15 protein-coding genes are annotated in these 19,251 nt (G+C 35.1%); 12 read left to right on the top strand and 3 right to left on the bottom strand.

Annotation, left to right across the window (positions count from 1 at the left end; genetic code table 11):
- Window positions 1-30 precede the first annotated feature (30 nt).
- Together recJ and L866_RS0100955 are read left to right on the top strand one after the other, a co-directional pair.
- A complete protein-coding gene (gene recJ / locus L866_RS0100960) occupies window positions 31-2,355 on the top strand; it encodes a single-stranded-DNA-specific exonuclease RecJ (RefSeq protein ID WP_025728272.1) in 2,325 nt (774 codons plus the stop codon).
- Between the two features lie 12 nt (window positions 2,356-2,367).
- A complete protein-coding gene (locus tag L866_RS0100955) occupies window positions 2,368-2,880 on the top strand; it encodes an adenine phosphoribosyltransferase (protein WP_025728270.1) in 513 nt (170 codons plus the stop codon).
- A 62-nt stretch (window positions 2,881-2,942) separates the two neighbouring features.
- On the opposite strand, the gene lexA is transcribed toward L866_RS0100955, so the two are convergent.
- Window positions 2,943-3,566 (bottom strand): transcriptional repressor LexA, encoded by a 624-nt coding sequence (gene lexA, locus L866_RS0100950; RefSeq protein ID WP_025728268.1) that lies wholly within the window; start codon window positions 3,564-3,566, stop codon window positions 2,943-2,945.
- A 236-nt stretch (window positions 3,567-3,802) separates the two neighbouring features.
- Between lexA and L866_RS0100945 the strand changes: the two genes are divergently transcribed.
- The 5 genes from L866_RS0100945 to L866_RS0100925 all read left to right on the top strand — a co-directional run bounded on the left by L866_RS0100945 (window position 3,803) and on the right by L866_RS0100925 (window position 10,082).
- A complete protein-coding gene (locus tag L866_RS0100945) occupies window positions 3,803-4,057 on the top strand; it encodes a DUF896 family protein (protein ID WP_025728266.1) in 255 nt (84 codons plus the stop codon).
- 12 nt (window positions 4,058-4,069) lie between these two features.
- A complete protein-coding gene (gene tkt, locus L866_RS0100940) occupies window positions 4,070-6,073 on the top strand; it encodes a transketolase (RefSeq protein WP_025728264.1) in 2,004 nt (667 codons plus the stop codon).
- Window positions 6,074-6,160: 87 nt separating this feature from the next.
- Complete coding sequence (locus tag L866_RS0100935) at window positions 6,161-6,409, top strand: YneF family protein (RefSeq protein WP_025728263.1); 249 nt, start codon at window positions 6,161-6,163, stop codon at window positions 6,407-6,409.
- 156 nt (window positions 6,410-6,565) lie between these two features.
- Entirely contained in the window at window positions 6,566-8,314 is a 1,749-nt protein-coding gene (locus L866_RS0100930) for an ABC transporter ATP-binding protein (RefSeq protein WP_025728261.1), read from the top strand.
- 1 nt (window position 8,315) lies between these two features.
- Window positions 8,316-10,082, top strand: coding sequence for an ABC transporter ATP-binding protein (locus L866_RS0100925; RefSeq protein WP_025728259.1), 1,767 nt, complete (start codon window positions 8,316-8,318; stop codon window positions 10,080-10,082).
- A 41-nt stretch (window positions 10,083-10,123) separates the two neighbouring features.
- Here the strand turns inward: L866_RS0100925 and L866_RS0100920 are convergent, their stop codons facing one another.
- Window positions 10,124-10,726, bottom strand: a complete 603-nt coding sequence (locus tag L866_RS0100920; RefSeq protein WP_025728257.1) for a lysophospholipid acyltransferase family protein — start codon at window positions 10,724-10,726, stop codon at window positions 10,124-10,126.
- 126 nt (window positions 10,727-10,852) lie between these two features.
- Between L866_RS0100920 and L866_RS0100915 the strand changes: the two genes are divergently transcribed.
- Window positions 10,853-13,984 carry a DEAD/DEAH box helicase gene (locus L866_RS0100915; protein WP_025728255.1) on the top strand — a complete coding sequence of 1,044 codons (3,132 nt, stop codon included), beginning with the start codon at window positions 10,853-10,855 and terminating at the stop codon, window positions 13,982-13,984.
- 73 nt (window positions 13,985-14,057) lie between these two features.
- On the top strand, window positions 14,058-14,582 hold the full coding sequence (locus L866_RS0100910; RefSeq protein ID WP_025728253.1) for a hypothetical protein: 525 nt from the start codon (window positions 14,058-14,060) through the stop codon (window positions 14,580-14,582).
- Between the two features lie 88 nt (window positions 14,583-14,670).
- Here L866_RS0100910 and L866_RS0100905 read toward each other — a convergent pair whose 3' ends face one another.
- Entirely contained in the window at window positions 14,671-16,065 is a 1,395-nt protein-coding gene (locus tag L866_RS0100905; RefSeq protein WP_025728251.1) for a UDP-N-acetylmuramoyl-L-alanyl-D-glutamate--2,6-diaminopimelate ligase, read from the bottom strand.
- Window positions 16,066-16,230: 165 nt separating this feature from the next.
- Between L866_RS0100905 and L866_RS0100900 the strand changes: the two genes are divergently transcribed.
- From L866_RS0100900 to L866_RS0100890, 3 genes are all read left to right on the top strand, one after another.
- Window positions 16,231-16,800 carry a TetR/AcrR family transcriptional regulator gene (locus L866_RS0100900; protein WP_025728249.1) on the top strand — a complete coding sequence of 190 codons (570 nt, stop codon included), beginning with the start codon at window positions 16,231-16,233 and terminating at the stop codon, window positions 16,798-16,800.
- Window positions 16,801-16,823: 23 nt separating this feature from the next.
- Complete coding sequence (locus L866_RS0100895) at window positions 16,824-17,687, top strand: DUF4300 family protein (RefSeq protein WP_025728247.1); 864 nt, start codon at window positions 16,824-16,826, stop codon at window positions 17,685-17,687.
- Window positions 17,688-18,096: 409 nt separating this feature from the next.
- Window positions 18,097-19,251: thioester-forming surface-anchored protein (locus L866_RS0100890; RefSeq protein WP_025728245.1), on the top strand; the 1,155-nt coding region annotated here is incomplete at its 3' end.

Below are 19,251 nucleotides of genomic sequence, written 5' to 3'. Positions count from 1 at the left end.
GTTTTTAGAGATAGAGAGACGAGGAATGAAATGAAATCAGTACATTTCACTTGGCCCCAACCATTAGAAGCCGTTGAACAACAAACCGTTGAAACAATCGCTAGCCAATTGACGTTAGATCCATTAATTGTTGAATTACTTTGGCGCAGAGGATGGCAATCATTAGAAATGATTGAAACGTTACTTCAAACAGAAAATCCTGTCTATCATGACCCTTTTTTATTACATGATATGCAACGAGCAGTTGATCGAATCATATCAGCTGTAGAGGAACAAGAATCCATTCTGATATATGGTGATTACGACGCCGATGGGATGACCAGTTCAAGTATTTTATATGAAACATTAGAGCAGCTTGGGGCACAAGTATCTTACTATTTACCCAATCGTTTCACTGATGGCTATGGCCCCAACTTAGACGTTTATAAATATTTTAAACAACAAGGTGTTTCTTTAATTGTAACCGTTGATAATGGTGTCAGTGGGAAAGAAGCCATTGAAGCAATTCAGGCAATGGGAGTAGATGTTATTGTAACCGATCATCACGAAATTCCAGCTGAGTTACCTTCAGCTTATGCTATTGTACATCCACGCCATCCAAAAGGAACTTATCCATTCGGTGATTTAAGTGGTGCTGGTGTAGCTTTCAAAGTAGCACATGCATTGACTGGTGAATTGCCAATGGAGCTACTAGACTTAGCAGCCATTGGAACAGTAGCTGATTTAGTCTCATTGACAGATGAAAATCGAACCCTGGTCAAACAGGGGATTCAATTAATGAATCATTCCTTACGAATGGGTATTCAAAGTTTACTAGAAGCAAGTGGTATACAAGCAGGACAATTAATTGATGAACAGACGATCGGATTTAAAATAGCACCAAGACTTAATTCATTAGGTCGATTAGACGATCCCAATCCAGCCGTGTCACTTTTAACTGCGCTTGATAGTGAAGTCGCTGATGAAATTGCCCAACAAATGGAACAAGTTAATCAACAACGTGTCGATTTGGTGGAACAAGTTACCGAGCGATGTGCGACATTATTAGAAGAAAAAACATCCACGCAACCCTTACCTAAAATAATCGTCTTATATGAACCAGATTTTCACGTGGGCATTTTAGGAATCGTTGCGTCACGCTTAGTTGATCGTTATGCTAGGCCAGTTATTCTTTTAGGTGATGGATCAAATAGTGGAGAAATAAAAGGGTCAGGTCGCTCCATCCCATCAATTAATTTATATCAATTACTTCAAGAGGCAGCTTCTTCAATTATGTACTTTGGAGGACATGCCGGCGCAGCAGGCTTAACTATGAAAAAAGACCAATTACATGAAATGATTAAATTATTAGAACGTGCATTGGATGATGTTTCCTTAGACGATCTAGTTATCGAAGAATCGATTGATTTAAATTTACCGATTGAGCGCTTAACTATTGATTTTGTCAATCAATTGAAAGCTATTGGGCCATACGGTATGGGATTTACCCAACCACTCATTGGAATCGAGTCCATTAAATTAAAAGATGGACGTACAATGGGCGTTAATCAAGCGCACTTTAAAGCAAAAGTGGATCACCCAACGAATGACGCAATCGAAGTTCTAGGCTTTAATTGGGGCGATAATGAAAAACAATTAAGCCACGCTCACTCTTTAAAAATCATTGGTGAATTAGATCTTAATAAATGGCGTGGAGAAGAGACCCCACAAATTCGATTAAAAGGATACGAATTAATGGGGAAAATTTGGTTAGATGAGCGAAAAAGCAAATTAGACCCACAACTACTTCAATTAAAACAAACATTATTTATTTATGAAACAGAGAAAATCGGTGACGTTTTAAAAGAAAAATTAGATGCAACCAGCGAAGCGATTAGTTACAATGAGCTGAATCAAGTAACATTTGACCAAACATTTGATCGTCAAATTTTCTTGGAGTGTCCTTTAATACCATTGATAACTCGATATGATGAACCACTGAAATTTCACAGTGAAGAGATATGGGTAGTAATGCATCGATTTTATCGTTATTTAGAACGATCCATGCCAAAAATTGAAGAGTTTAAGCGTTTATACAAAATCATCTACCAAAAAAATACTTTATCTTTTGAACAAGTAAAAGAACTTGAAACTACTTTGAATTTAAAAATTAGTGATTTAAAATGGATGATAAACGTGTTTTATGAATTAAAATTTGTTACAATAGAGAGTGGTCAGATTGTGCGGGTTGATAAACCAGTACAACAACCAATTGATTCATCTAAATTGTATCAGCAGCGGCTCCAAGCAATTGAAGAAGAACGTTTCTATCAATTCCAGCCGCTCGAAAAAATCATGAATGTTTTAACAAACTGAAAGAGGTATAAAATGGATTTAAAACAATTTATAGCAAGTATTCCGAATTATCCAAAAGAAGGTGTTGTCTTTAGAGATATTTCTCCTTTAATGGCAAATGGCGAAGCGTATCAATATGCAACTCAAAAAATTGTAGACTATGCCATTGAAAAAGAAGTGGATATGATTGTCGGACCAGAAGCTCGTGGATTTATTATTGGCTGTCCAGTGGCTTATAAATTAGGCGTTGGATTTGCTCCTGCACGTAAAAAAGGCAAATTACCACGTGAAACAGTAGAAGTATCTTATGGATTAGAATATGGCGAAGCCATTTTACAATTGCATAAAGACGCCATCAAACCAGGTCAACGCATTTTAATTTGTGATGATTTATTAGCAACAGGTGGTACAATTAAAGCGACAATCGAAATGGTCGAAAAATTAGGCGGTATCGTAGTCGGTGCTGCATTCCTAATTGAATTAAAAGACTTAAATGGTCGTGACAAAATAAAAGGTTATGACACATTTGCGTTAATGGAATACTAAACATAACAAAAAGTCCCTACTCAAGTAGACTAGTTCTAATTGAGTAGGGACTTTTTAGTGTTTCAATAAACATGTTCTCGATATAAACTAACAACTTTACCTAAAATTGTAACATGTGATAATATGATTGGATCCATCGTATCATTTTCAGGTTGTAGTCGATAATGATCCTTTTCTTTATAAAATCTTTTACATGTGGCTTCGTCTTCTTCCGTCAACGCAATCACTATTTCACCATTTGATGCAGTAGGTGTTTTTTTGACAATAACTTGGTCGCCGTCAAGAATTCCCGCATTAATCATACTATCACCACGAATGGTTAACATAAATAAATCATTATTGTAGTCCTTTAAATGTGGTGGAGTTGGGAACATATCAGTAGATTCTTCTACTGCTAAAATAGGCGCGCCAGCAGTTACCGTACCCAACATAGGAATATGATCGGCTTGAATGCCAAGTGCTTGAATAGCTGTATGTGTTAATTCCATAGCACGTGGTTTAGTCGGATCACGATATAAATAACCGCGTTCTGCTAAACGATTTAGATGGCCGTGCACCGTAGAAGTGGAGGCTAATTGAACGCCATTCCCAATTTCACGTACAGTGGGTGGATAGCCATTGTCACGAATGGATTCATGAATAAATGTTAGTATATCTAATTGCCGCGTCGTCAGTTTTTTTGTCATAATAACCGTCCTTTTCGATTAAGCATCTCGCAGTGCGTATAGAATTTCTTATTAATAGTATATCAAATGCCAAGTAGATAATCAAACAAATGTTCGCATTGGTTGAAGAGATGTTCAATATGACACATAAACCTTTGTTTTCACATAAAGAGTTGCTTCTGTTAGTTCAGTTTTTTGAAAGATTATGATAAGATAGAATGTGTTACTATTTGAACAAATGTAAAGGTGGGATGATTGTGTTAAGCCAAGACAAGATGGATCGCATTAATGCCTTAGCGAAAAAGAAAAAAGCTGAAGGATTAACGGAAGCTGAACAAGTTGAACAAGACCAATTGCGTCAAGAATATTTAACAGTTTTTCGTACAGGAATGCGACAACACATCGAGGGGATGAAGGTTGTTGATCAAGAAGGTAATGATGTGACACCAAACCGCTTAAAAGAAGTTCAAAAAAATAAAAAGATTCATAATCGACACTTAAAAAATATTTAAGGAGATGGAAAAATGTTTGATAATACCGATCAATTAGCAGTAAATACAATTCGTGCACTAAGTATGGATATGATTCAAAAGGCAAACTCAGGACATCCAGGTTTACCAATGGGTGCCGCTCCAATGGCGTATACGTTATTCTCTAAATATTTAAAAGTTAGTCCAAAACATGCAAAATGGGACAACCGCGATCGTTTTGTTTTATCAGCTGGACATGGATCCGCATTATTATATAGTTTATTACATTTATCAGGTTACGACATCAGTATGGAAGATTTAAAAAACTTCCGTCAATTTGAAAGTAAAACACCTGGACATCCAGAAGTACATTACACTGATGGTGTAGAGGTAACAACAGGACCTTTAGGACAAGGGATTGCTAATGCAGTGGGTATGGCAATGGCTGAAGCCCATTTAGCAGCGACATACAATGAACCAAACTTCCCAGTCGTAGATCATTACACATACGCATTATGTGGTGACGGTGATTTAATGGAAGGTATTTCAAGTGAAGCTCTATCATTAGCAGGCCACTTAAAATTAGATAAATTGATCGTTTTATACGATTCAAACGATATTAGTTTAGATGGTCGCTTAGATCAATCATTTAGTGAAGATATTAAAAAACGCTTCGAAGCAATCAACTGGCATTATGTTCGCGTAGAAGACGGTAATGACCTAGATGAAATTGCAGAAGCAATTGAAGCCGCACATTCAGAAACAGAACGTCCAACATTAATTGAAGTGAAAACAGTGATTGGGTTTGGTTCACCAAATGAAGGAACAAATAAAGTTCATGGCGCGCCTCTTGGTGAAGAAGGAATTGCCGCAGCTAAAAAAGTTTACGGTTATACTTATGAACCATTCGAAGTACCAGAAGATGTTGCACATCGCTTTGAAAAATTAATGGTTGAAACAGGTGCAAATGAATATGATGAATGGACACAATTATTTGAGGACTACCAACGTGAATTCCCAGAAAAAGCAGCCCAATATAAAGCAGCTTTTAATGATGAATTACCAACTGATTTAATTGAAAAATTACCTTCATATGAAGTAGGCTCTGATGCTTTAGCAAGTCGTGTAACGAGTCAACAAGTGATTCAAGCAATTGCAGAAACTGTTCCACATTTCTGGGGTGGATCTGCTGATCTAGCTAGCTCAAATAATACAATGATTAAATCAGATAGCGACTTTACCGCTGAAAATTATGAAGGACGTAATATTTGGTTTGGTGTACGTGAATTTGCAATGGGTGCTGCATTAAGTGGTATTTTACTACATGGCGGAACAAGAGCTTATGGCGGAACATTCTTTGTATTCTCTGATTACTTAAAAGCAGCAATGCGTGTAGCTGCATTAAGTCATATCCCAGCTACATACGTTTATACACATGACTCAATTGCCGTTGGAGAAGATGGACCAACTCATGAGCCAATTGAACAATTAGCGACTTTCCGTTCATTACCAAACTTAGACACAATTCGTCCAGCAGATGGTAATGAAGTGGCTGCAGCATGGTTAATGGCACTTGAAAGTAAACAACATCCAACTGTATTAGTTTTAACACGTCAAGGATTACCAGTATTGCCTGGTACAAAAGAACATGCATTAGAAGGCGTTAAAAAAGGTGCTTATGTGTTATCACCAAGTCAAGCAGAAACCCCAATGGGTATTTTAATGGCTACTGGTTCAGAAGTATACTTAGCAATGGAAGCTCAAAAACAATTGCGTGAAGAAGGTATCGATGTATCAGTTGTATCAATGCCAAGTCAATTCCGCTTCAAGCAACAAGATGCAGCTTATCAAGAATCAGTGTTACCAAATAGTGTACGTAATCGTATGTCAATCGAAATGGCAAGTACATTTGGTTGGGGCGAGTTCGTTGGGCTAGACGGTGTATCATTAGGTATTGATCGTTTCGGTGCCAGCGGAAACGGTAATACAGTGATGAAAGAATATGGTTTTACAGTAGAGAACGTTGTAAACCTATACCGTTCAACATTTGTAAAATAATCAATGAAATAATTTGTGATTTAACCTTTCTTTATGGCGTGATTTTTCGTAAAATAGACAAGGTAATCATATAAAGGAGGGGTAATCTTGAATACAGGCGTATGGATTTTATTCGTCATCATCGGTGTTATGATTGGATTAGTTGGTGGCTTTTTCGGTGCACGTTACTACATGATTAAATATTTTGAAGAGAATCCACCAATTGATGAAACAATGTTACGTACAATGATGATTCAAATGGGACAAAAACCTTCAGAAACAAAAATTCGTCAATTAGCGAATTCAATCAAAATGCAAGCAAAACGTGATGCAAAAAACAAAAAGAAAAAAAAGTAAAACACACAAAAAGTGTTTAATAGATGTTGATAAAAGAGTTGGGACTTTCCCAACTCTTTTTATATGGGGCAATTAGCGAGTGTTTTCTTTGCAATTAGGGAGAAGAATTAGGTAAAGTAGTGAGGAGTGGAATGGTTAACTGAAGGAGGTTTTTACATGTCCATCTATAAAAAAATAGGATGGTTTTTTAAACAAGAAAAAAGAGCATATGTGATTGGGTTAATGATGCTATTATTAGTTGCAATTTTACAAGCCGTCAATCCATATATTATCGGTCGTATGATTGATGCGATCGTTAGCAAAGAGTTGACGATGAGACAAACGGTTTGGTTTATCGGCTTGTTACTTTTGACCGGAATAACGCAATACGTCGCACGTTATATTTGGCGTACAAATATTTTTGGTACGGCTAGTAAATTAGATCGTATTTTAAGAACACGTTTATTCCGTCATTATACCAATATGGATCAACCTTTCTTTGATCGGCATCGTACGGGAGATTTAATGGCACATGCGACAAACGATTTGAGCGCTATTCGAATGGTGGCCGGACCGGGGATTTTGACATTTGCAGACTCCATTTTTACGGGGGGATCGACATTAATTGCTATGCTGGTGTTTGTGGATTGGCGATTAACTTTAATTGCGATGATGCCTTTGCCTTTTTTAATTTTATCATCTAATTTAATTGGACGGAAAATGCATACTGGTTTCAAACAAGCACAAGCAGAATTTTCAAATTTAAATTCAAAAGTTCAAGAAAGTGTTTCTGGTGTTAGAGTCATTCGTACGTTTGGGGAAGAGCACGAAGATTTAAAACAATTTAAGAAACATACAGAAGCCGTTTTTGAAGCAAATAAACGAGTGAATCGTTTAGATGCCTTATTTAATCCGAATATCAACTTCTTTACTGGTTTAAGTTATATGTTAACGATTATTTTTGGTGGCTGGTTAATTACAACGAAACAATTATCGTTAGGACAGTTTATTGCATTTATTAATTATATTAGTATGATGATTTGGCCGATGTTAGCTGTTGGTCGATTAGTGAATGTACTTCAACGTGGAAGTGCTAGTTATGACCGAGTGGATGCGTTATTAAATGAACAATCAAGTATTTATTTAAAAGAAGATGGTAAACAAGAAAATGGCCATGGAGAACTGGCGCTTCATATCGATCATTTTCAATATAATGAAAGTCAATCAGGTCATTTAAATAATATTCATTTAACTGTAAAACCTGGAGAAACATTAGGTATTGTAGGGAAAACGGGATCAGGTAAAACAACCTTATTCAAATTGTTACTCAGACAATATGACCATTATCAAGGAACTATTACTTTAAATAATGAACACATCCTAAATTATGATTTAGATTATTATTTGAATCAATTAGGATATGTTCCACAAGATAATTTTCTATTTTCAACGACAATTTTAGACAATATTCGATTTAGAAATCCTGGATTACCGCTTGAAGCAGTGAAAGAGGCTGCTCGTTTAGCTGATATTGACGAAGCCATATCGGAATTTCCAGAAGGATATGAAACGTTAGTAGGAGAGCGTGGAGTGTCTTTATCCGGAGGTCAGCAACAACGGATTTCGATTGCACGCGCACTTGTTTCGGATCCACAAATTTTAATTTTAGACGACTCGTTATCGGCAGTTGATGCTAAAACTGAAGAACGTATTTTAGCGCATCTTAAACAAGAACGCCACAATAAAACCACCATTATTGCAGCCCATCGTTTAAGTAGTGTGATGCATGCTAATGAAATTGTAGTCATCGATGAAGGAACCATTGCTGAACGAGGGACACATGACGATTTAATGGCATTAAAGGGTTGGTATTATGATATGTATCAACGACAACAAGTCGAACAATCGTTGAAGGGAGGGGCTTAATATGCATGAGAAACGACCACAATTAACGTTCAAACAGTCGATTGAAGTAATTAAACGGTTAATTCAATTTGCTAAACCATTTAAGTGGCAATTTTTGATGAGTTTAATATTAAGCTTAGTACTTGCTGCGATTAATATGGGCTTACCGATTATTATTCAACGTTATATTGATGATTATTTGACGCCAGGACAAGCGACCATCAAAATCAGCGTCTGGTTTGCTATAGCGTATATGGTCGGTAATTTACTCAAAATGCTGGCACAATATTATGAACGATATATTTTTACTGTGGCAAGTGCACAAACGGTGCGATACATTCGCAATCAGCTGTTTGAAAAAATAAACACACTAAGCATGTCTTTCTTTGATCAAACACCGACTGGAAAAATCATTTCGCGTTTAACTAATGATACACAAACGATTAATGAATTTTGGTCTGTCTTTCTTGCTTTAATTGAAGGGATTTTAAGCATGATTGCAGCAGGTATTGCGATGTACACGTTGAATCCGACGATTACATTATATTTCTTAATTTTTGCTCCGTTAATCGCTGGAGTGATTGGCTTGTATCAAAAGAAAAGTTCGTTATTTTATCGAAGAATGCGAGAAAATTTGAGTCAAGTGAATGCGCAATTAAATGAAGCGATATCGGGGATGCCGATTATTCAGATGTTTCATCAAGAAAATCGAATGAACGAAACATTTAATGAAACAAATCAAGCTTTTTATGTATCCAATTTACGATTAGTAAAACTTAATTCATTACTACTAATGCCCGTCATTCATTTTTTAAGAGCTTTAGCGACAGCGCTTGTTCTAGCACTATTCAGTGTGCAAGCTTTAAATGAGCCATTAGACGTTGGGATAATTTATGCTTTTACGATGTATATCGCTAATTTCTTTAGTCCAATGGGGATGATGATGAATAACTTGAGTGTCTACCAAGATGGCATTGTTTCTGGTACACGTATTATTCAACTGTTAGATCACGAACAAACGGCGCCAGAACAAATGAATCAACCAATTGAAATAAGTGAAGGACGTATTGAATTTAAAAATGTTTCATTCTCATACGATGGAGAAGTCGATGTATTGAAAAATATTTCGTTCACTGTTGAACCAGGTGAAACAGTCGCTTTAGTGGGACAAACAGGTTCAGGGAAAAGTTCTATAATTAATTTATTTATGCGATTTTATGAGTTTGATCGTGGCGATATTTTAATTGATGGTCAGTCGATTAAAGATTATCCTTTAGAAGAGTTACGTCACAAGGTGGGCTTAGTTCTTCAAGATTCTTTTCTATTTTATGGTGACATTAAGCAAAATATTGCCTTATTAAAAGAAGACATGAGTTTAGAAGAGATTAAACAAGCCGCAGAATATGTCAATGCAAGTCATTTCATTGAACGATTAGAAGATCAATATGATTCAAAAGTGTTAGAACGGGGAAGTTCTTATTCAAGTGGCGAACGGCAATTAATTTCGTTTGCGCGTACAATTGCTCGACATCCTAAAATTTTAGTGATGGATGAAGCAACAGCTAATATTGATACCGAAACGGAAATGATTATTCAAGATAGTTTAAAATCTATGCGTCAAAATCGAACAACGATTGCCATTGCTCACCGTTTGTCAACCATTAGTGATGCGAACCAAATTTTAGTCTTAGATCATGGAGAAATTATTGAACGTGGGACACATGATGAATTGTTGCAACAACAAGGTGTTTACGCTCAAATGTACCAAGTTCAAGGTCAATCTCAATAAAAAAAACCTGAAACCGATAATGGTTTCAGGTTTTTTGTTATTTATAATTCAGATGAGTCAGTCGTTATCGGTGCCACTTTATCAATGGTTTGAAAAATAGCATTTAAACGATTGGAAAAATCTTTTACATCTTCTTTAGATTGGATGTAGAAAGGTTCACCAATGACAACTTGCATTTTTTTCCGTTTTAATGCATCGAGTAAAGTGAGTGGACCGTTATAAGCAATCGGCACAACTGGAGATTGACTTAGACGAGCAATCGTTGCAGCGCCACTTTTAATTTCTGATGCATAACGCGTTCCTGTCGGGAAAATAATGAGTGCTTTTTTATCTTGCTTAATGGCTTGAACAGGAATTTTAATAGCAGAAGGACCAGGATTTTGACGGTCAACTGGGAAAGCGCCCAACTTTTTAATATATGATGCAAAAAAAGCGGGACGGAATAGTTCTTTTTTTGCCATAAAGATAACCGGTTGAGGTTGAATCGCTAATGCGACTAAAACGGGATCTAACCAAGAATGATGGGGGGCGACAACGGTATATCCCGTATCGGTTGGTAAATTCTCACGACCAATGACTTCTGTCGGTCCATTGAGTAATCGAATTAATCCTCTAATGAATAGGAATGTTAATTTAAAGATCATGTTAGAACTCCTTTATTCTTCTATATATAAATACTTCAAAAATAGTATATCATTTTTAAGGAAAAAATGCTCTTTTAATAATACCATGGTATAATAAAGGAATGGCATATGAAAGAGGTGGTATTCATGAAGTGGAGTGTACCCGACCATTTAATTGAGTCAGCCAAGCAATTAGTAGAAGAAAAAAGAATTGTAAAGATAGGCGCAGCCAAAGATTTTCCAGCTTTTTTTGCGCAAGTAATTGATGACCGGAATTACCGCGTGCAAATTGATGGAACAGGAAAAGAAGAAGATACCTGTCAATGTGCATATTGGCAAGCACATCATTTTTGTGTGCATACAGTTGCGGTCGAGTTAGAATTACGACAACGAATCGGTCGTAGATATTGGATGGAATCAGATCATGAAAACAGTGTGTTTGAATCCATCGAGCAATCGATTAACTTAAATGAATTATTATTAATTAAATCACGTTTCAATTCGTATCACTTAGAACACTTTACTCAAATAGAAACGATTCCATTACATTTTACATCGGATGCAGTCGTTTACGGTGGGATTGATGCATCGTTTATTTTGACAAAATTAGATTTTTTACCGCAAGAAATATCAACGATAGAATTTTTAGAAAAACTCGTACACCAAGAATATATAGAACCAATCTTACGCTTTAAAGAAGAAACAATGAATCACTTTCGTCTACTAGGTCAATTGGTTTTAAAGTCAAATCACATGAACATATTAAATAACAGTAAACGTTATCGTCATCATTTAGTCATTGATTCAACGATTTTACCAGAATTTTTGGAGTGGGCAAAACAGGTTAATCAAAAAAACTTGCAGTTAAGTATTACATTTGAAATGAACTGGATGACAACACCCATAAAAAAACCATTTAATGCCCTAGTAAATGATCAAGTCCAAATGCAATTAGAGACACCGTATCAGCTTGATTTAAATTATCGCGTGATGATAATGGATCAAACGTGGTACCGGTTAACGTACCAGCAGATGGAAACATTACGTATATTAGGAGAGCTCGCTCATGGCACATATTATGGAAAACGATTACACGTATCTTCAGGTCCAAAGTTTACATTAGGCGAACGTCAAAGTTCGATGGTTCAAGCTGTATGGCCTTTATTAAAAGATGTTGCTAATGGAATTCCATCGGGTGAACAAGTGGAAGAGTTAACGATTCAAATTGACGGCCGATTTGACGAACATCAACTATATCTTGAAGTCTTTTTTGAATACGGGGATGAAATGTCTTATCCCATCATTTTAGAAGAACCACGTTTACAACTTATCGTTTGGCGAAGTATAGAGGAACTTGCTTTTTTCGAACAATTAATGAATTTTGGGGCAACGTATCAAGATCATCAATTTATTTTTTCGGGACGAGACGTAGCGGATCGATGGAAAATTTCACATGAAATCTTACCTTATTTACGTCAACATGAATTTAACTTACGTGCATCAACTCGACCAACTATTGATCAGGTGAAAATGCGACCTAAAATAAATGAACGAGGGCGCTATTTGTCTATTGAGTTCGAAACTGATGATTTAGACCAAAGCCAAATTAAATTATTGACAGATGCGATTGCAACAAACCAACGCTTTGTCGAAATCGAACCCTTTCAATTTATCGCGGTTGATGCATCTAGCGAGCAAGAAGTTAATGAATTGATTGATGAGTTGCACTTAAAACGATCAACGATTCAACCAGTAATGGAGTTACCGATGATTAAATTACCACTCATCCAACGCTATTTAGAACGAGTGGATAAAGATGCCATTGCCACCACCTCATCCTTTGATTGGTTGTTACACCAATTTCAAAATCAAGAAGCCGAATCAATTACAACAGATCTAGTCCTTCAAGATTATTTGAAACCTTACCAAATTGAGGGAGTGAAATGGCTGAAACGCTTAAATGATTGGCATATGGGCGGTATTTTGGCCGATGAAATGGGATTAGGGAAAACGATTCAAATGTTATCTTTAATTGCCACTCAATATGCAGATGAACGCTTCCAGCCGTCTGACCACATTATTATTTGCTGTCCAGCGTCATTAGTTGACAATTGGCTAGATGAGATTAAACGTTTTGTTCCTGAACTATCAGCCATAGCATACCGCGGGCAACCGGTTGAGCGAATGACCTTGTTGAAAGATAACGCACAGTATCAAATATTGATTATGAGTTACCAAACATTTTTACAAGATCATGAATTGTTTTTCCCACTGGATATTGCTTCGGTCGTGTTAGATGAAGCGCAATACGTTAAAAATGACCGGAGTAAGACACATCATGCGTTAATGAAATGGACCGATCGTCCGATTTATGCATTAAGTGGCACTCCAATCGAAAATAAAATGGATGAATTATGGGCATTAATTCAGTTAGTTATTCCCGGATTATTTGAATCGAAAAAGCATTTTGAAATAACTGATTTAAATGAAATTCGTCGATTAACAGCACCTTTCTTTTTAAGACGTGAGAAGAGTCAAGTACTATTTGATTTACCAGAATTAATTGAAGAAGATCAATTAGTACCTCTCTCAACTTTTGAACGGTCTTTATACGTAAGTCAATTAGATGCAATTAAAGTTCAAATGGCAGAAATTGAAGGCAAGAATTTTGGCAAATATCGATTCTCCATTTTAGCGGGCTTAACTCGTTTACGTCAAATTTGTTGTCATCCTGGATTAGTAACGAAAGAGTGGACCACTCCATCCAGTAAATACATGCAAATCACTCATTTGCTTCAAGAAAACCCAACCGATCAATGGCTTATTTTTAGTCAATTTGCATCTGGCTTACCTTATTTAGCTAACTTTTTAAAAGATGCGGGCTATCGTGTGTTCATCTTAGATGGTAAGACACCAATGAATTTAAGACAAAAAATGGTCGATGATTTTAATGTTGGACATGCGGATGTCTTTATTATTTCGTTAAAAGCGGGAGGCACAGGACTCAATTTAACAGGGGCTAATCGCGTTATTTTACTCGATTTATGGTGGAATCCGGCGGTGGAATCACAGGCTTTTGCGCGTGCCCATCGATTAGGCCAGAAAAAAGATGTGCATGTGTATCGTTTAATTGCAGAAGGAACCATTGAAGAAGAAATTCGCGAATTACAATCTGCTAAGCGCAGTCTATTTAATGAAATTGTCGCAGATCAGGATGAAGTCATATCATTAAATCAATCGCTAACTGATCAGGAATTAAGACAATTATTCTTAGAATGATGAGTGGTATTGTTTGAATAAAATTTTTATGTAATAATAAATAGGTATTAAATATTTAGAAAAGAGGGATTACATGGAAAATTGGGACAATATGATTGGAAAATATTTAGTGAGTGACGCATATTATCGTGCCAATCGATTATTAAAGATTACAATATTTACAGCATTAGTTTGGTCTGTTTTAACGACGATTTTTGTATTGGTGACACAGATGGGAGATATGCCACCTGAAGCGATGTCAAATATGGGTATGGTAATTATTTTTGGATTAGTTGGGTTAGTAATTGGATTAGTTCCTACCTTCTTTATGATTAATGGCATTTTAAAAGCAAAATGGGAAACATTTATTTTGATTATGTATGTTATTAGTTCGCTTAGTGTCATATATAACTTGTACAATATTTTTAATGGTAATATCCCTTTTGCTTACACACCATTGATGAAGGGAATGCAAATTATTTCATATATGTTGACGATTGTCGGACTATATGGAGCAATTCAAGCTTATCGTTTTCGTGATGAAAAAGTATTAGCAGACGATATGGATTTTTATGTAGATGAAGAAGAAATGGATGAAGAAGATTCGTTTATGAATTAAAGTCATTAATATAAATAAAAACGCTCGAGTTCACAATCATTTAGATTGAACTCGAGCGTTTTTTGATTGAGCAAGTTGATCAATTCAATTATAAGCTTAAAACAGTTTCTTTATCGTTATGAGGAACGTGCTCACCTTTTACTTTTTGGAAAGTTTCAGCTCCTTTACCTGCGACAATAATTAAATCACCTGGTTCAGAATCAATATAGGCTGCACGAATGGCTTCAGCACGATTTTCTATTTTTTTAGTTGGAATGGTACTGTAGGATGCCATTTCTTCGATAATATCCATCGGTGGTTCATAATATGGGTCGTCAGACGTTAAGACGATTTCGTCAACAAATTGGTTGGCAATCGATGGAATTTCTTTACGTCGTTCATATGTCCGATTACCGACTGAACCAATGACTAAAATCGTACGATTTTTGTTCCATGATTTTAGTTCATTGAATAGACTAGTTAAAGACAATTCGTTATGAGCATAATCAATTAAAAAGGTTCGCTCATTTTTATGAATGACTTCCATCCGACCAGGAATCGCCAATTGTTGTGTATGTTGACGTTGTTCATCAACAGAAAAGCCTAACTCATATAATGCGGCGATAGCTAAAGATAAGTTAACTTGATTAAACCCACCATATAAATTAGTTTGAATGGTTGCTTTATTTAACATAAAAGACTGATTTTCTTTTGGTGTGATAACGTAGTTTGCATCATGCGTCCCTATAGAAATGACTGGCTGGTCTAAATCATGCGTTAAATAGTCAAAGTGTTCATCATCACGGTTAATAATGACATGGTCAGCTAAGTATAGTAAAGCTTTTTTGGCGTCACGATATTCTTCAAATGTAGCATGTTCAGTTGGTCCAATATGATCTTGCGATAAATTGGTAAACAATGCGGCATTAAAATGTGTACCATTAACACGCCATTGTTTCATCGCTTGAGAGCTGACCTCCATAGCAATAAATTCTACTTGAGCATCAACTGCTTGTCGGAATAATCGCTGTAAAGTAATCGGATCAGGTGTCGTATTATCTAAATCAATTTGTTCACCGTTAATGACTGCACCATTTGTTCCAATCACTCCGACTTTTTTATTCAAACCTTCTAGCAACCCTTTTAATATATAAGTGACTGATGTTTTTCCTTTTGTACCTGTCACTCCAATTACTTTTAATGAGTGAGAAGGATTACCATAAAAATGTGATGCAATTAAACCTACCATTTCTCGTGTATTCGGAACGATGATAGGCAAAGCATCTGCTGGTAAATCACGTACTTCTTCAAGTACAAAAACACGTGCTCCTTTTTCATAGGCTTCTTTTAAGTAATGCTCATCGTGTGTATTAATACGCGCTCCTTTAATCGCTATAAAAAGTGTGTTTTCTTTTACATCTTTTGTGTTCGTTGTAATATGTTGAATCGGATAATCAGTTGACGATGGAATCGTCATATTTGGAAATAATTCAGTTACATTCATTCATTTCACCTCATATAAATTGTATTGGATTGCATCAAGATAAGCAAGTTTCAATCGTTAAATTGACATGATTTCACCTTCATTTTTATCCACTATGAAATATGATTTTTTGATAGTCATTTCCTCATTGAATGTGTTAAAATCATAGACGAAAGGACGGTTAACATGGGAGCTAAGTTAAAATTATTAAATGCTTTAGAACAAGAACTCAGCAAGAAATCTTTAGATGATATTAGCATTGTTCAACTCATTCAAATTGCAGGAGTGAACCGTCAAACTTTTTATTATCATTTCAAAGATGTATTTGATTTAGTCGAAGTTTATTATAACAAAAAATTGATGGCAGTTCTTGGTGAAAATATAACGTATGATACGTGGCAAATAGGCTTAAAAAAAGCGTTGCAATATATGAAAATGAATGAACGATTACTCTATCACACGTATCATTCAAAAGGACGTGAATATTTAACGGATTTCCTCAATCGTATCTCATTGCATATTATTCAACAATTAATTACGAAGCAAGCGTTAGTTGAGAAAAAAGAAGAAGCCATCGAACATATTGAATCAGTCGCCTTCTTTTACGAACGTGCACTGTCCGGTTTAATTTTAGAATGGGCACGTCAAGGAATGCACACAACACCAGAAGAAATAGTGTCTTATGTTGATCACTTTTTAGAAGATACGATAAGACTGACATTAAAAAAATTAAACGGCACCACCCCCATACGATAAATAACATAATAAAGGAGTACGTTATGAAAAAAATACTGACCTTAATCGCTGCATGTGTTGTATTAACAGGATGCCATACTAAAGAAAATACAGACTCAGCGCAACCAGATGTGCAATCAACTAAAATTTACTACACTAACTTAAATAATAAAACGACACAACAAGAAGCGAAAGATATACTAAGTGAAAATAAAGTACCCGATCAACAAATCGACACATTAATAGAATGGGCAGATGATTTTAATCAGCGGGTTAAAAATGATTCGCTAACAAATGGTTTAACCCCATTACATGATTTAAAAGTGGATTATAGCAATGTTAGTTTAGAAATGAAAGAAACAGATTCAGGTGATTTATTTCCAGAAGTCAATTGTCGTTTATCAAGTTTCCTTTTATCCAAACATTTAATTCAAACCAATCATCAAGCGATTAATGATGATACGTTTTTAATGTTTGATATAGAAGCGATTGATCAATTTGATATGTATCATTTATCACCAGAAGAACGTGCCAATTTTATTACTTTATTCAATTGGGTACCAATGAATGGAACGAAAAAAGAAGAGGAACAAATACAATTAATTCAGCAAGCGTGGAGCGACAGAGAAATTCAAATGGCTCCAGGCAACATGTCCTTAGTCAACGTGTATTTGCATTCACCATTAGAAGATATTCGCTTTGTTGGACATACAGGTGTTCTAATGGAACAAGGAACGCAACTCATTTTCATAGAGAAATTTGGTCCGCTATACCCATTCCAAACGACCACTTTCCAATCACGAGAAGAGTTAAATGACTATTTATTAAATCGTGATGATCTTTACGGCGAAAAAGATGAATTACCACCGATCATTATGGAAAATGATCATCTACTTTATCAGAAATAAAATAATAATATTATAAACTCACACCATATCAATTGGTGTGAGTTTTTTAATAGAAAATAAAATGATAATTGTTAAAAAAGATTTTATGAATTACAAATTTGTAGTATAATGATAACTGAAAATAGGTATAGTTCCTTTTTGACTAATTGTAATGGTTATTCGTCTTTGAAACACACATATGTATGAACGGACTAAAAAGAATTAAACTCTACCTACTTAAATAGACAGCTAGATAATGTCTCATGTTAAGTGATGAACTTGTATTAATTCAGATAATGACTCTTGCAGCAGGTGAGTAATAAATTAAATTTTTTTATATATAGTGTACAAATTGATTATTGAAAATATATCAATTTAATGCTTTACTATAATTATAGGTTAAAAAAATATGAATTAAAGGAGAAGAAATATGAAGAAAAAATTTATTTCATTTATATTATCTTTTATGCTTATTGCGTTGGGACTTTTGCCGAGTAACGTGATGGCAGAAGGATTCAATAGTAGCGATGAATTCAATTATATTGGATATCAAGAAGGTGGGATTGGCAATATAAGAAAATTAGCAGTTGTTGATAAGGAGACTAATGATAATAAACGTATAGTTTATTGCTTTAATAAAGAATATCATTGGCCCGGAGGGATAAGAGATATTAACGGATTTGCTTATAAAAAAACAACTGGCGATGTAGTTAGTTTTCAAAATCATGTTAATGAAAAATCAAAATATAAAGGTGAAAAGCTGATAAATGCTTTAAAAATAATTTTAACACAAGGGTATCCAAATGGAAAAATTATTCAAAAATCTTTAAACCTTTCTGATGACAAATATAGAGAAATAACTCAAATGGCAGTTTGGCACTTTACTGATGGACAGTATATTAATATTGGACAATTGCAAAGTCTTCCTAAAGACGAAGAAGCGCTAGCATTGTCTATACTTTTAACTAATGCTAAAAGTGAAATTTTAGATAATGATGTGTTGGATTATTATTTAAAGGCTTATCAAGACAAGCAACCTACATACCAAATACCAGAAGAAATTGAGAAAATTCCAGAAAATTCCACTTTAGATTTATACATATCAAATGGTGTAACACAAGCAGATGGCAAACAATATCAAAATCTTTTAGGAGCTAACCTTATTAATAAGAATACTAAGGAAATAATTCCTATAGAAAATTCAAATCAAAAAGAAACAACGGTTAAATTCTCAAAACAAGATCTAGCAGGTAATGAGTTAAAAGGAGCAACAATTACCTTAACGGGTAATAATGGAGATAAACAAACATGGGAATCTGACGGTAAGACAAAAGCAAAAGAATTTACAGTTAAAGAAGGAAAATATACATTCACAGAAACAGCAGCACCAGAGGGATATAAAATAGCAACAGAAATCAAATTTGAAGTAGTGAGAAATAAAGAGACTCAAAAACTTGAAATTCAAAATGTAGAAGTAGGAACAGGTAATAAAGAAGGTGCAGATGGTTTACTAATAATGGTAGACGACTATAAAGAAAAAGAAACGGTAGTCAAATTCTCAAAACAAGATTTAGCAGGTAATGAG

This window comes from Atopobacter phocae ATCC BAA-285, assembly GCF_000526675.1.
GTDB classification, from domain to species: domain Bacteria; phylum Bacillota; class Bacilli; order Lactobacillales; family Aerococcaceae; genus Atopobacter; species Atopobacter phocae.
Note: the sequence above shows the minus strand (reverse complement) of the source record. Positions and strands in the feature narration are given on the sequence as shown.